Source organism: Arthrobacter sp. CAL618, assembly GCF_000468215.1.
Taxonomy (GTDB): domain Bacteria; phylum Actinomycetota; class Actinomycetes; order Actinomycetales; family Micrococcaceae; genus Arthrobacter_D.
This window is the reverse complement of the sequence record NZ_ASZW01000161.1, coordinates 1-12,074: the sequence shown is the minus strand read 5'-3', so window position 1 is coordinate 12,074 and position 12,074 is coordinate 1. Positions and strand designations below refer to the sequence as shown.

Genomic DNA, 12,074 nt, shown 5'->3' with positions numbered 1-12,074 from the left:
GACCGGCTCAAGGCTGCTCAACAGCCCGCCGCCATGGTCGATGGTCATCACCGGGCGATCGACAACCCATCCGGCGAAGACCACCCTGCCCGGCGCCGGACTGAGTACCACCGCCCCGTCAGCTGCGGCGAGATCGACGCCACGGTGTCCCGGCAGCCAGCGCTGCGCTGGTGGATCGAAGTGCCTCAGCACTATTGGGGTAGGGGTGAGCGGCCAACCCCACGGGGGATCGTAGGTCGCCGACGCCGTCGCCGTCGCCGTCGTGGCCATGGATCCGGTCGCTATGGACCCGGTGGCCATCGATCCAGTGCTGCCCAGCGCCGTGACCACTAACACTGCGAGAATGGTTACTCGTCGACGGAAGAGTTTCGTGCTCATGCAACAACTGTTCCGCCGTTTTATTCCGCGTGGGTCGCTGTCTGCACCTATGTGGGTAACCGCACTCTTCTGACTGCCAGAGCCCCGAATCCCCGTCCCGGTCGACTCCTGCCATGTAGTAGACTCAACACAGCAGTTTGCTGCGATGCCGCGTGCCCGGAGAACATTTCTGGCACACATCGGCTCGTCGCATCTGACTACGCGTACCTCGACCCCAGCTATCTCACGGATAGCGAAGGGCATGGGTCCAACGGTCCGGATACGTTTCCGGTGATGGACTCCATGGGTGAAAACCAACCGGTACCAGGAGTGACGTTCAACCCGAACGGAACACTAGCAACCGTCAACAGGCAGAACAGGCGCCCTGCGCCCTGCCGATAGAAAGGAACGACATGCCAGTCGTTACCATGCGCCAGCTGCTCGACAGCGGCGTACATTTTGGCCACCAGACCCGTCGCTGGAACCCGAAGATGAAGCGTTTCATCTTCACCGAGCGCAACGGCATCTACATCATCGACCTGCAGCAGTCACTGTCCTACATTGACCGCGCCTACGAGTTCATCAAGGCCACCGTCGCACACGGCGGCACTGTCCTCTTCGTCGGTACGAAGAAGCAGGCACAGGAAGCCATCGCCGAGCAGGCTACCCGTGTTGGCCAGCCCTACGTCAACCAGCGTTGGCTTGGTGGCATGCTCACCAACTTCCAGACCGTCTCCAAGCGCATCCAGCGTATGAAGGAGCTCGAGGAAATCAACTTCGACGATGTGGCCGGCTCCGGTCACACCAAGAAGGAACTCCTCCTCCTGCGCCGCGAACTCACCAAGCTGGAAACCAACCTCGGTGGTATCCGCAACCTGACCAAGGCTCCTTCAGTCGTGTGGATCGTTGACACGAAGAAGGAACACCTGGCCATCGACGAAGCCAAGAAGCTCGGCATCCCAGTGGTCGCGATCCTCGACACCAACTGCGACCCCGACGAAGTTGACTTCCCGATCCCCGGCAACGACGACGCCATCCGCGCCGTTCACCTGCTCACCCGCGTGGTAGCAGATGCAGTGGCAGAGGGCCTGATCGCCCGTCACAACCGCTCCGGTGGAAATGACACCGAAGCAGCAGCCGAGCCAATGGCCGAGTGGGAGCGCGAACTGCTTGGCGATAGCGCCACACTAGCAGCCGACGCCGCGCCAGCCGAGGAAGCTGCACCAGCAGCCGACGCCGCGCCTGCAGAGGCAGCAGCCGAGGAAACTCCAGCAGCCGAAGCCGCAGCCGATGCTGCTCCCGCCGCTGAGGAAGCCCCAGCAGCCGAAGAAGCTCCAGTAGCAGACGACAGCAAGTAACTGGATTTGGGGGTGCGGGTGAAAATCCGCGCCCCCTTCTCCATGTGCCCAGGCGTCACCGCCTGCAGGCATAGCTCTTCTTAGACACAACATACCTAGGAGTTCAGATGGCGAACTACACCGCCGCCGATATCAAGGCACTGCGCGAGCGCACTGGCGCTGGCATGATGGACGTAAAGAAAGCCCTCGACGAGGCTGACGGCGATGCCGGCAAGGCCATGGAGCTCATCCGCATTAAGGGCTTGAAGGGTGCAACCAAGCGCGAAGGCCGCTCAACCGCTGAGGGCCTCGTGGCTGCCAAGGTCGACGGCAACGTCGGCGTCATGGTTGAGGTCAACTGCGAGACCGACTTCGTCGCCAAGGCCGGCCCCTTCGTTGAATTCTCCAACAAGGTCCTCGCCGCAGCGATCGAATCCGGCGCAGCCGACGTCGACTCCCTCCTCGCGTACACGGTTGACGGCAAGCCCGTCTCCGAGCACGTCATCGAGGCCGGCGCCCTGCTGGGCGAAAAGGTAGCAATCCGCCGCCTTGCACGCATTGAGGGTGGCATTGTTGACGCCTACCTCCACAAGACCTCAAAGGATCTTCCCGCGCAGGTGGGCGTACTCTTCGCAATTGAGGGCGAAGGCGATGCAGCCAAGGAAGCCGCTCACGACATTGCGGTTCACATTGCTGCCTACTCGCCGACGTACCTGGTGCGCGACGACGTACCAGCGGAACTCGTTGAGACCGAACGCCGCATTGCCGATGAAACGGCACGCGCCGAAGGCAAGCCAGAGGCCGCACTGACCAAGATCGTTGAAGGTCGCCTCACCGGCTTCTTCAAAGAGGGAGTGCTTGTGGACCAGGCATTCGCGAAGGATGCCAAGAAGTCAGTCGCTCAGGTGCTGACTGAAGCCAACGCAAAGCCAAGCGCATTCGCCCGTTTCCGGGTCGGTGCCTAGGTCCGCTAGGACAAAGTAAGACACAGGAGAAGGGGTGGTCGCCACGGTGACCACCCCTTTTTCCTGCCCAAGTGTCCTGTCCCCCTTTCCTGCTAGGGACCATTCCCGTCAGCACTGCAACGTATTCTTTTAGCAACGAACCCCACAACCGCCCTGGGAGGCACCATGGACAACTCTGATTTGGGCACGCAAGGCCGGGAAACCCGCCGACGCCGGGTGCTCCTCAAGCTCTCCGGCGAAGTTTTCGGTGGCGGAAAGCTCGGCGTCGACCCTGAGACCGTGCGATCGGTAGCCAAACAGATCGCAGCGACGGTCGGCCAGGTCGAGGTCGCGATCGTGGTCGGCGGGGGTAACTTCTTCCGCGGCGCCGAACTCTCGCAGAGCGGCATGGACCGGTCCCGGGCTGATTACATGGGGATGCTGGGTACGGTGATGAATTGCCTCGCCCTGCAGGATTTCCTGGAACAGGCCGGTGTCGAAACCCGGGTGCAAAGTGCGATCACGATGGGACAGGTGGCCGAGGCCTACATCCCGCGCCGCGCTATTCGCCACCTCGAAAAGGGCCGCGTGGTCATTTTCGGTGCCGGTGCTGGACTTCCGTACTTCTCCACGGACACGGTGGCGGCTCAGCGTGCCCTTGAAGTGCATGCAGACCTGGTCCTGATGGCCAAAAGCGGTGTCGACGGTGTCTACACCGCGGACCCGCACAAGGATCCCACCGCGAAGAAGCTTGAGACGTTGTCCTACGACGACGCCCTGCGCCAGGACATCCGCGTCATGGACCAGACCGCCATGACCATGTGCAAGGACAACGACCTGTCGATGGTTGTCTTCGGCATGGAGGGGGAAGGGAACGTCACCCGCGCAATCCTTGGAGAAAAGATTGGAACCACGGTAACCACCTAGGCACGTCATGAGCCTGCCCCGGATGGGTGGCTCAGGTGAACTAGGATTGAAAACTGAACCGGACGACGCGCGGCTGTTGCTCAGCTGACGCACAGCTTAGGAGTTACAGTGATCGACGAGACATTGCTAGAAGCCACCCAGAAGATGGACAAGGCTGTGGAAGCGGCGAAGGAAGACTTCGCCACGATTCGCACCGGACGCGCGAATGCCTCGCTGTTTTCCAAGGTGATGGTCAACTACTACGGCGCCCCAACGCCTCTCCAGCAGCTGGCCTCATTCCAGAACCCTGAGGCACGTACGCTCCTGATCACCCCGTTCGATAGGGCAGCACTGAACGATATCGAGAGGGCCCTGCGCGATTCGGACCTCGGCGCCAACCCCTCCAATGATGGCAACATCATCCGGGTGGTCCTGCCCGAGCTGACCGAGGAACGCCGCAAGGAGTACGTGAAGCTGGTCAAAACCAAGGCTGAAGACGCCAAGATCGCCATCCGGAATATCCGGCGTAAGGCGAAGGACGGCATCGACAAGGCGGTCAAGGATGGCGACGCCGGGGAAGACGAAGGCGCGCGCGGCGAAAAAGAACTCGATCTGCGGACCAAGTCCCACACTGACACCATTGACGAGCTGCTCAAGCGCAAGGAAACCGAGCTGCTTGAGGTCTAATGAGCGACACCCATCACTCAGCTAACACTGCGGGACAGCCAGTCTCACACGGGGACGTAGGTTCCGCGCCAGGTGAGGGCGCCCCCACAACGGGGGCAGCGACGGAGCCCGACCGGGCGAAGTCACCAGAAGCGGCTCAGCCCGTGGCCGGCGTTGATGCTGCCAGAAGTGGCCGGNTCGCCAGGTACGTCGCAGGCCAGCCTCCAAGAGCGCGGGGGCGCCCAAGGCTCCGTCCCGGGCGGGACGGAACCTGCCCGCGGCAACGGCAGTCGGCGTCGCCCTGCTTGGCTCGGTGCTGGGCGGAATCCTCTACCTGCCGATAGCTTTCGTGGCGATTACCACCGCGTTCGCGCTGGTGGGTGTCTGGGAAATATCCCGGGCACTCGAGGTGCGTCAGATCCGCCTGCCCCTCGTGCCCACCATCGTCGCGACGGTCGCCCTTCCGTTCTCCGCTTACCTGGGCGGCCCGGAGGCGCTGGCCTACGCCGTCGCCCTTTCCACGACAGCCCTGGCCCTCTGGCGGAGTTTCGACCCGGCCCCCGATGCGGCCCGATCCATCACCGCGGGCATTTTTGTGGTGCTATGGGTGCCCCTGATGCTCAGCTTCGCCATGCTGCTCCTGCAGGAACCATCCGGAAAACTGCTGGTGGCCACGCTGCTGCTGCTGGTCGTCGCCAATGACACGTTCGGCTATCTGGTCGGCGCGTTCTTCGGCAAGCACGCCATGGCGCCCAAGATCAGTCCGAAGAAGTCCTGGGAAGGGTTTGCCGGATCAGTCGGTGGCGCAGTCGTGGTTGGAACTCTCGCCACTGTGTTCCTGCTGGACCGGCCCTGGTGGTTTGGCCTCGTCCTGGCGGTGGCAACCGTCTCCGCGGCGACCGCTGGCGACCTCGCAGAGTCAATGATTAAACGTGAGCTCGGGGTCAAGGATATGGGCAACATTCTGCCCGGGCACGGCGGGATGATGGACCGGCTCGACTCCATCGTGTTCGCCTCCCCGGTTGCGTTCCTGCTGTCAGTTACATTGGTACCGGGATTTCTCTAGCTCGCAGCCGCCAACCCCCAAAGGATTCAGTAGACCATGGATGAAGCTCGTCAGAGCACCTCTCCCTTTGCGCGCGTAGGCCGCCGGGAGTACGGCTACAACCTTCGGCAGGTGGATAGTTTCCTGACCCGGGCGCGGGCCTACTACAACACGGAGGACCCCTCCGGCGGTCCCGTGACCAGCGCCGACGTGCGATCCATGGCGTTCGACCCGGCGAAGGGCGGGTACGAGCCGCAGGCCGTGGATGCTGCGCTCGACCGCCTGGAAGACGTTTTCGCCCAGCGGGAACGCGACCGCCTGATCGAATCGAAGGGCGAGGACGCCTGGCTGATGCAGATCGGCCGGTCCTCGGCGGTGCTGCGGGGCAGGCTGCACCGGGCCCCGGGCGAACGGTTCAGGCGCCCCACCAAGCGGAAGACCGCCAGCTACAACGTCGACGACGTCGATGCCCTCTGCAACGAACTCCTCGGCTACTTCGAAAACGACGTTCCGCTGAGCGTGGACGTGGTGCGACGGTCGGTGTTCCGCGAAGCTGTGGGGGCCGACGGCTACGAGGAAACCCAGGTTGACGCCTTCATGGACCGGGTGGTCGAACTGATGGCGGCTATCGACTAGGTCAGGTCCCGCCCCCAGCGCCGGCTGACGCAACCTGCTACGGCCGCTGCACCGGTTCGGGGGTGTGCAGCCGTGCCAGCACCCGCGACACGCTACCCGGGGTGCGGCTAACGGTAAGCCGCGACACCAGTATGGTGACGGCGAACGCCGCCGGCACCGTCCACAGTGCGGGCTGTTGCAGCCATTCATAGCGGGCCGACGCCGGACCGAGCGCCGCTGCGGCGAGAATCGATCCGCCGCACAGTACCGCTCCGGACAGCATCCCCGCGACCGCTCCCACATCGGTCAGGCCCCGCCACCAGATCCCGAGGAGGAGCAGCGGGCAGATGGTTGACGCTGTGAAGGCGAACACCATGCTCACGCTGCCCGCCAATGCCAGCGTGTTGGTGGCTAACGCCAACAGCAACGGGATCAGTGCCGAAATCACTGCGGCCCGCCTGAATCCCTTCACGCTGCCCTGGAAAAATTCCTGGCTGACCACCCCTGCCAGGGACACCACCAGACCACTGGTCGTCGACAGGAACGCGGCAAACGCGCCTGCCGTCACCAGCGCCGACAGCAGGTCGCCCACGGCCCCGTCGAAGATGCGGCTGGGCAGCAGCAGCACTGTGGCGTCCGCTGCCCCGTCCGCCGCCAGATCGGGGGTATAGATCCGGCCGAGGATGCCATACATGGTGGGAAACAGGTAGAAGACCGAGAGCAGCCCCAGGACAATCAGCGTGGTCCGGCGGGCCGACGCACCATCGGGATTCGTGTAGAAGCGCACCAGGACATGGGGGAGACCCAGCGTGCCGAACAGCAGGGCAATGACCAGTGAAATATTGCGGTAGAGCGAGGCATCCCCGCCGATGTTCAGCTCGGCAGCGAAGACGGCGCCGGCGTCGGTGATCGGGCTCCCGGTCGATGACAGGCGCAGCAGGATGAACACGATCGGCACTGCCAGCGCGGTGAGCTTGAGCCAGTACTGGAACGCCTGCACAAAGGTGATGGATCGCATCCCGCCGGTGACCACGCTGAGGCAGACCACCACCACCACCGCCACCGCGCCCACCCACGGCGGGAGGCCGGTGGTGATCTGGACGGTGAGGGCCGCTCCGTGCAGTTGCGGCACAATGTACAGCCAGCCGACGACGACGACGAGCAGGCTGGTCACCCGCCTGACCATCAGTGATTCGAGCCGGGCTTCAGCGAAGTCCGGGATGGTATAGGCGCCGGACCGCCGCAGGGGAGCGGCAACAAAAAGGAGCAGCATCAGGTATCCGGCGGTGTAGCCGACCGGAAACCACAGGGCGTCAACGCCGGAGAGCAGAATCAATCCGGCGACACCGAGGAAACTGGCCGCCGACAAGTACTCGCCGCCGATTGCCGAAGCATTCCACCAGGGCCGTACGGTCCGGGATGCGACATAGAAATCGCCTGTGGTGCGGGAGATGCGAAGCCCGTAGATGCCAATCAACACGGTGCTCAGGGAGACCAGGATCAGTGCCACATAGCCGACCACCGGGTTCAGCTCGGCGTTCACAACCTACCCCTCATCGATCAGGTCCCTGAACCGCATCTCGTTGCGGGAGGCGCTACGGACATACAGCGCGGCGCAGCTAATGACCAACGGGTAGACGCCCAACCCCAGCAGCAGCCACGGCACCGGAACCGTGAAAACGGACAACTCGCCGATTTGCGGGAAGACGGCCAGCAGCACCGGAATGCCGATCAGGATGAGCAGGAAGCCCGCGGCCACCACCAGGGCAAGCCGGAGCTGGGAACGGATCAGGGAGCGGACGAACAGTTCACCGACCTCGGACTGTTCAGCCATTTCCCGGGCAACCGGGTAGGATCCGGGCGTTGGCCGGCCGGCGCTTCGCGGCGCCGTGACCCGGACGCGTTGGGGAGGATCGTCAGCGGGATTCACTGAGGGTGCCTCACTGCTGTCGGGGTCGGAGGCGGGTCGCCTCAAGCTTGTCCCGGACCACGGGTAGATGCCTGCGGCTGACCGGTAGCTCCGCGCCGCCCACCATGAGGGACGCCCGCCCTGCCCCGATTTTGACCTGCTGGACCTGACTCATCGCCACCAGGTAGGACCGATGGATCCGGAGGAAACCGGCGTCGGCCCACTGGCGTTCAAGATCGTTCAGGGGAATCCGGATCAGGTAGCTCGATTCTGCGGTGTGTAGCCGAGCATAGTCGCCCTGGGCCTGGACATAGCGGATCTCGTCGCGTCTGATCATCCGGCTGACCCCGCCCTGATCAACAGTGATGACCTCGGGCTGGGCCGCTGTCCCATCCTGACCGGTTTCCATCAGCTCGCAGATCCGCCGCACCGACTCGGCCAGGCGTTCCATCCGCACCGGCTTGAGGAGGTAATCCACCGCGCGAAGGTCGAAGGCCTCCAGCGCGCGATCCTCGTCGGCGGTGACGAAGACCACCGCAGGGGGCCTGCTGAACCGGGAGATTACCCGGGCGATGTCCAGGCCCGAGAGGGCCGGCATGTGGATGTCGAGGAATAATGCGTCGACGTCGTGGGTCTCCAGGGCGCGCAGGGCCTCAGCGCCGCTGGAGGCGCGGTGGATTGTTTCGATCCTTGCATCCTTGGCGAGGAGGAAAGCCAGTTCCTCGACTGCGGGGAGCTCATCGTCGGCGATGACTACATTGACCATGTGGTCCAGATTACGCGCATCGCGGCGTTGACAAGTGAACCGGACGTCCGGCCGAACCGTGGGGGACGCTACGTCTGGTGATCCGGCTGAGACTTGGGGATCCGCAGGGTGATCATCGTGCCGGCGCCGACGGCGGTGTCGATCGTGAGCCCGTGATCCTCGCCGTAGACCTGGCGTAGGCGCTGGTCGACGTTCCTCAGGCCCACATGAACCCCCTCGGTGTGGCCGGCCAGGACCGAGCGCAGGTAGTCCGGATCAATGCCGACGCCGTCGTCCTCGATCGTCACCTCGGCGAATGCACCGGCGTCGTGGGCGGTGATGGTGATGTGCCCTGACCCATCAGTGGACTCAAGCCCATGCCGGACGGCGTTTTCCACCAGCGGCTGGAGGCTCAGAAACGGGATCACAGTGCTCAGCACCTCGGGGCCGATCTCCAGGGTGACTTTCAATCGCTCCCCGAACCGGGCACGCTCCAGCAGCAGGTAGCGATCAATCGATTGGAGCTCCTCGGCGACCGTGGTGAAATCACCGTGTCGGCGGAAGGAGTACCTGGTGAAGTCAGCGAACTCCACCACCAGTTCCCGTGCACGTGCCGGGTCGGTGTTGATGAAGGAGGCGATGGCGTTGAGGGAGTTGTAGATGAAATGCGGACTGATCTGGGCGCGCAGGGCGCGCACCTCTGCCTCCATCAGCAAAGTCCTCGACGAATCGAGTTCGGCAAGTTCCACCTGCGTTGCTACCCAGCCAGCTACCTCGTTGGCGGCGCGTACCAGGCCGGCGTTGACGTGCGGGGCGAACGCCCCCACGGTACCGACCACCCGTTTGTCTACGCGGATGGGGGAGATCACCACCTGCCCGCTGCCGGGGACGGCCGTGGGGTCCAGCTGTGCTTCCCTGAAGATCTGGGTGCGCCCACTGGTGAGGACCTGCTGGACCAGCTCCATCACCGGCGCGGGCATTTCGCGCCCGCCGTCCCAGGCGAGCACAGCATTTTCGTCGGTGATCAGGAGGGTGTCACACCGGAGCAGACTCCGCAGATGCTTGCTGGCCTTCGAGGCGCCGGCGGGCGTCAGCCCAGCACGAAGGTGCTCCGAGGCGAGCGCCGCGGTATGCAGGGTGGCGTAGGTGGCGCGGTCGGCGTCGGACCCCAGATCGCGGTAGGAACGGGAAAGCTTGAATCCGAGGGCGGCAACCACCGCGATCGTGATGACCACGATGGCGCCCACCAGGGCGGTGTCGACGGCGGTGCTGAACATGGCTCAACAGTAACCGTCCGCGCCGGCCTTTCGAGGTTGCTGGTGGTCCCATTCGCCGCAGGACGGGTCCACTCACCGCAACTGAGTGTCGATTCGGCGATACACCGTGCTGCGGTACTGGAGAACCGCGCCCGCAGGACGCAAGGTGATGGGAGTCACATCTTTACGTGCCTGATGCTGCTCCCGACCCTTCGGAGTTGGCCCGGCGCGGAAGACGTTCTCAACGAGGAGGAACCATGGCTACCGAGCCATCGCCGCCGGATGCAGGCACAGCAGCGCCCGTCGACTTCACCGCATATCAGCAGAACCCCCAATTCAAGGAACTGCGCAAACGCCACCGTAGTTTCGTTTTCCCCATGGCAGTCTTTTTCCTGCTCTGGTACTTCCTGTACGTACTGCTGGCGTCCTACGCCACCGACTTCATGTCCACCCCGGTGTGGGGAAACATCAATATCGGACTCATCATGGGTCTGCTGCAGTTCGTCACCACGTTTGCCATCACCATGGGCTATGTCACCTACGCCAACCGGAAGCTTGACCCAATCGCCGCGGACATCCGCCACGAGCTTGAGGCCACCGCTCCGGAGGTCTTCACCGAAAAGCCAGGAGCTACCAAATGATGCCCCTCTCCCTGCCGATGCAGACGGTCGAAAGCACCCAGGTTGGTGAACCGTGGCTCAACATGACCATCTTCGGCTTGTTCGTCGCCGTCACCCTGGTGATCGTGCTCCGGGCTAGCCGCAACACCAAGACCGCGGCCGACTACTACGCCGCGGGCCGGTCCTTCAGTGGACCGCAGAACGGTACCGCCATCGCCGGTGACTACCTTTCGGCCGCTTCGTTCCTCGGAATCGTCGGTGCCATTGCCATCAACGGCTACGACGGGTTTCTCTACTCGATCGGTTTCCTTGTCGCCTGGCTGGTAGCCCTGCTGCTCGTGGCTGAGCTGCTCCGCAACACCGGCAAGTTCACCATGGCCGACGTCCTCTCCTTCCGGTTGCGCCAGCGTCCGGTGCGTATCGCCGCCGCCATCACCACCCTGGCCGTCTGCTTCTTCTACCTCCTCGCGCAGATGGCTGGCGCCGGCGGACTTGTCTCCCTCCTGCTGGGCATTGATGACCGGCTCGGTCAGTCCCTGGTCATCACCGTCGTCGGCGGGTTGATGATCCTTTACGTACTGATCGGTGGCATGAAGGGCACCACCTGGGTGCAGATCATCAAGGCCGTCATGTTGATCACCGGCGCGTTCGTGATGACCATCTGGGTTCTCGCTATCCACAACTTCAACCTGTCCACCCTGCTCGGTGCCGCCATGGAGACCGCAGGAAACCCCGAAATCATCAACCCTGGCCTGCAGTACGGTGTCAGCTCCACCTCGCAGTTGGACTTCGTCTCGCTCGCTCTGGCGCTGGTCCTCGGTACCGCGGCCCTGCCCCACGTCCTGATGCGTTTCTACACGGTTCCGACTGCCAAGGAAGCCCGCCGCTCAGTGGTCTGGGCCATCTGGCTTATCGGTGGGTTCTACCTGTTCACCCTGGTCCTCGGTTATGGTGCTGGTGCCCTCATCGGTGCCGATCGCATCACCGCGGCCCCGGGTGGCGTCAACTCGGCAGCACCGCTGCTGGCGTTTGAACTGGGCGGGCCAATCCTGCTCGGGGTCATTTCGGCAGTCGCGTTCGCCACCATCCTCGCGGTGGTTGCCGGCCTGACGATCACCGCGGCAGCATCGTTTGCCCACGACATCTACGCAAACGTGATCCGCAAGGGCAACCTCGACCCCGACGGCGAGGTGAAGGTTGCACGCCGCACCGTCGTCGTCATCGGTATCCTGTCCATCCTCGGCGGCATCGGCGCGCAGGGGCAGAACATTGCCTTCCTGGTGGCGCTGGCCTTCGCGGTTGCGGCAAGCGCCAACCTGCCGACCATCCTCTACTCGCTCTTCTGGAAGCGCTTCAACACCCAGGGTGCGATCTGGAGCATGTACGGCGGACTCGGTTCCGCAATGCTGCTCATCGCCTTCTCGCCTGTCGTTTCGGGCCGGGAAACCTCGATGATCCAGGGCGCCGACTTTGTGCTGTTCCCACTGAACAACCCGGGCATCGTCTCCATCCCGCTGGCGTTCTTCCTCGGCTGGCTCGGAAGCGTCCTTGCCAAGACCACCGAAGATCCGCAGAAGCAGGCGGAAATGGAAGTCCGGTCCCTGACCGGAGTTGGTGCGGAAAAGGCAACGGAACACTAGCCGCCCGCTTCGACACCTATTTTCAACGGCAACA

Annotated in this window: 13 protein-coding genes; 8 read left to right on the top strand and 5 right to left on the bottom strand. The window is 63.6% G+C overall.

Annotation, left to right across the window (positions count from 1 at the left end):
- Positions 1–378 (bottom strand): peptidoglycan DD-metalloendopeptidase family protein (locus K728_RS0109795; protein ID WP_035747763.1); only part of this gene is annotated, 378 nt, incomplete at its 3' end.
- A 392-nt stretch (positions 379–770) separates the two neighbouring features.
- On the opposite strand from K728_RS0109795, the gene rpsB reads away from it, so the two are divergent.
- The 6 genes from rpsB to K728_RS0109765 all read left to right on the top strand — a co-directional run bounded on the left by rpsB (position 771) and on the right by K728_RS0109765 (position 5,891).
- Entirely contained in the window at positions 771–1,715 is a 945-nt protein-coding gene (gene rpsB / locus K728_RS0109790; RefSeq protein WP_024476577.1) for a 30S ribosomal protein S2, read from the top strand.
- A 107-nt stretch (positions 1,716–1,822) separates the two neighbouring features.
- A complete protein-coding gene (gene tsf, locus K728_RS0109785) occupies positions 1,823–2,659 on the top strand; it encodes a translation elongation factor Ts (protein WP_019483510.1) in 837 nt (278 codons plus the stop codon).
- Between the two features lie 165 nt (positions 2,660–2,824).
- Positions 2,825–3,565 (top strand): UMP kinase, encoded by a 741-nt coding sequence (gene pyrH, locus K728_RS0109780; RefSeq protein ID WP_019483509.1) that lies wholly within the window; start codon positions 2,825–2,827, stop codon positions 3,563–3,565.
- Between the two features lie 108 nt (positions 3,566–3,673).
- A complete protein-coding gene (gene frr, locus K728_RS0109775) occupies positions 3,674–4,231 on the top strand; it encodes a ribosome recycling factor (RefSeq protein WP_019483508.1) in 558 nt (185 codons plus the stop codon).
- Positions 4,232–4,523: 292 nt separating this feature from the next.
- Positions 4,524–5,276 carry a phosphatidate cytidylyltransferase gene (locus K728_RS0109770; RefSeq protein WP_024476576.1) on the top strand — a complete coding sequence of 251 codons (753 nt, stop codon included), beginning with the start codon at positions 4,524–4,526 and terminating at the stop codon, positions 5,274–5,276.
- Between the two features lie 36 nt (positions 5,277–5,312).
- Positions 5,313–5,891 carry a DivIVA domain-containing protein gene (locus K728_RS0109765; protein WP_019483506.1) on the top strand — a complete coding sequence of 193 codons (579 nt, stop codon included), beginning with the start codon at positions 5,313–5,315 and terminating at the stop codon, positions 5,889–5,891.
- Positions 5,892–5,928: 37 nt separating this feature from the next.
- Here the strand turns inward: K728_RS0109765 and K728_RS0109760 are convergent, their stop codons facing one another.
- The 4 genes from K728_RS0109760 to K728_RS0109745 form a co-directional block, all read right to left on the bottom strand.
- Positions 5,929–7,401, bottom strand: coding sequence for a sodium/solute symporter (locus K728_RS0109760; protein ID WP_024476575.1), 1,473 nt, complete (start codon positions 7,399–7,401; stop codon positions 5,929–5,931).
- Positions 7,402–7,416: 15 nt separating this feature from the next.
- Entirely contained in the window at positions 7,417–7,800 is a 384-nt protein-coding gene (locus K728_RS19055; protein WP_026041174.1) for a membrane protein, read from the bottom strand.
- 10 nt (positions 7,801–7,810) lie between these two features.
- Positions 7,811–8,545 carry a LytR/AlgR family response regulator transcription factor gene (locus K728_RS0109750; protein WP_019483503.1) on the bottom strand — a complete coding sequence of 245 codons (735 nt, stop codon included), beginning with the start codon at positions 8,543–8,545 and terminating at the stop codon, positions 7,811–7,813.
- A 68-nt stretch (positions 8,546–8,613) separates the two neighbouring features.
- Positions 8,614–9,801 carry a sensor histidine kinase gene (locus K728_RS0109745; RefSeq protein ID WP_024476574.1) on the bottom strand — a complete coding sequence of 396 codons (1,188 nt, stop codon included), beginning with the start codon at positions 9,799–9,801 and terminating at the stop codon, positions 8,614–8,616.
- 236 nt (positions 9,802–10,037) lie between these two features.
- Here K728_RS0109745 and K728_RS0109740 point away from each other — a divergent pair, with 236 nt between their 5' ends.
- Both K728_RS0109740 and K728_RS0109735 read left to right on the top strand, forming a co-directional pair.
- A complete protein-coding gene (locus K728_RS0109740; RefSeq protein WP_019483501.1) occupies positions 10,038–10,421 on the top strand; it encodes a DUF485 domain-containing protein in 384 nt (127 codons plus the stop codon).
- On the top strand, positions 10,418–12,040 hold the full coding sequence (locus tag K728_RS0109735; protein ID WP_019483500.1) for a solute symporter family protein: 1,623 nt from the start codon (positions 10,418–10,420) through the stop codon (positions 12,038–12,040). The genes K728_RS0109740 and K728_RS0109735 overlap by 4 nt, the downstream gene beginning before the upstream one ends.
- Positions 12,041–12,074: the final 34 nt, after the last annotated feature.

What these genes read in the sequence shown, in the direction of transcription:
- rpsB (WP_024476577.1), top strand. Translation starts at nt 771, where the DNA reads ATGCCAGTCGTTACCATGCGCCAGCTGCTCGACAGCGGCGTACATTTT.
- tsf (WP_019483510.1), top strand. Translation starts at nt 1,823, where the DNA reads ATGGCGAACTACACCGCCGCCGATATCAAGGCACTGCGCGAGCGCACT.
- pyrH (WP_019483509.1), top strand. Translation starts at nt 2,825, where the DNA reads ATGGACAACTCTGATTTGGGCACGCAAGGCCGGGAAACCCGCCGACGC.
- K728_RS0109765 (WP_019483506.1), top strand. Translation starts at nt 5,313, where the DNA reads ATGGATGAAGCTCGTCAGAGCACCTCTCCCTTTGCGCGCGTAGGCCGC.
- K728_RS0109750 (WP_019483503.1), bottom strand. Translation starts at nt 8,545, where the DNA reads ATGGTCAATGTAGTCATCGCCGACGATGAGCTCCCCGCAGTCGAGGAA.
- K728_RS0109745 (WP_024476574.1), bottom strand. Translation starts at nt 9,801, where the DNA reads ATGTTCAGCACCGCCGTCGACACCGCCCTGGTGGGCGCCATCGTGGTC.
- K728_RS0109740 (WP_019483501.1), top strand. Translation starts at nt 10,038, where the DNA reads ATGGCTACCGAGCCATCGCCGCCGGATGCAGGCACAGCAGCGCCCGTC.
- K728_RS0109735 (WP_019483500.1), top strand. Translation starts at nt 10,418, where the DNA reads ATGATGCCCCTCTCCCTGCCGATGCAGACGGTCGAAAGCACCCAGGTT.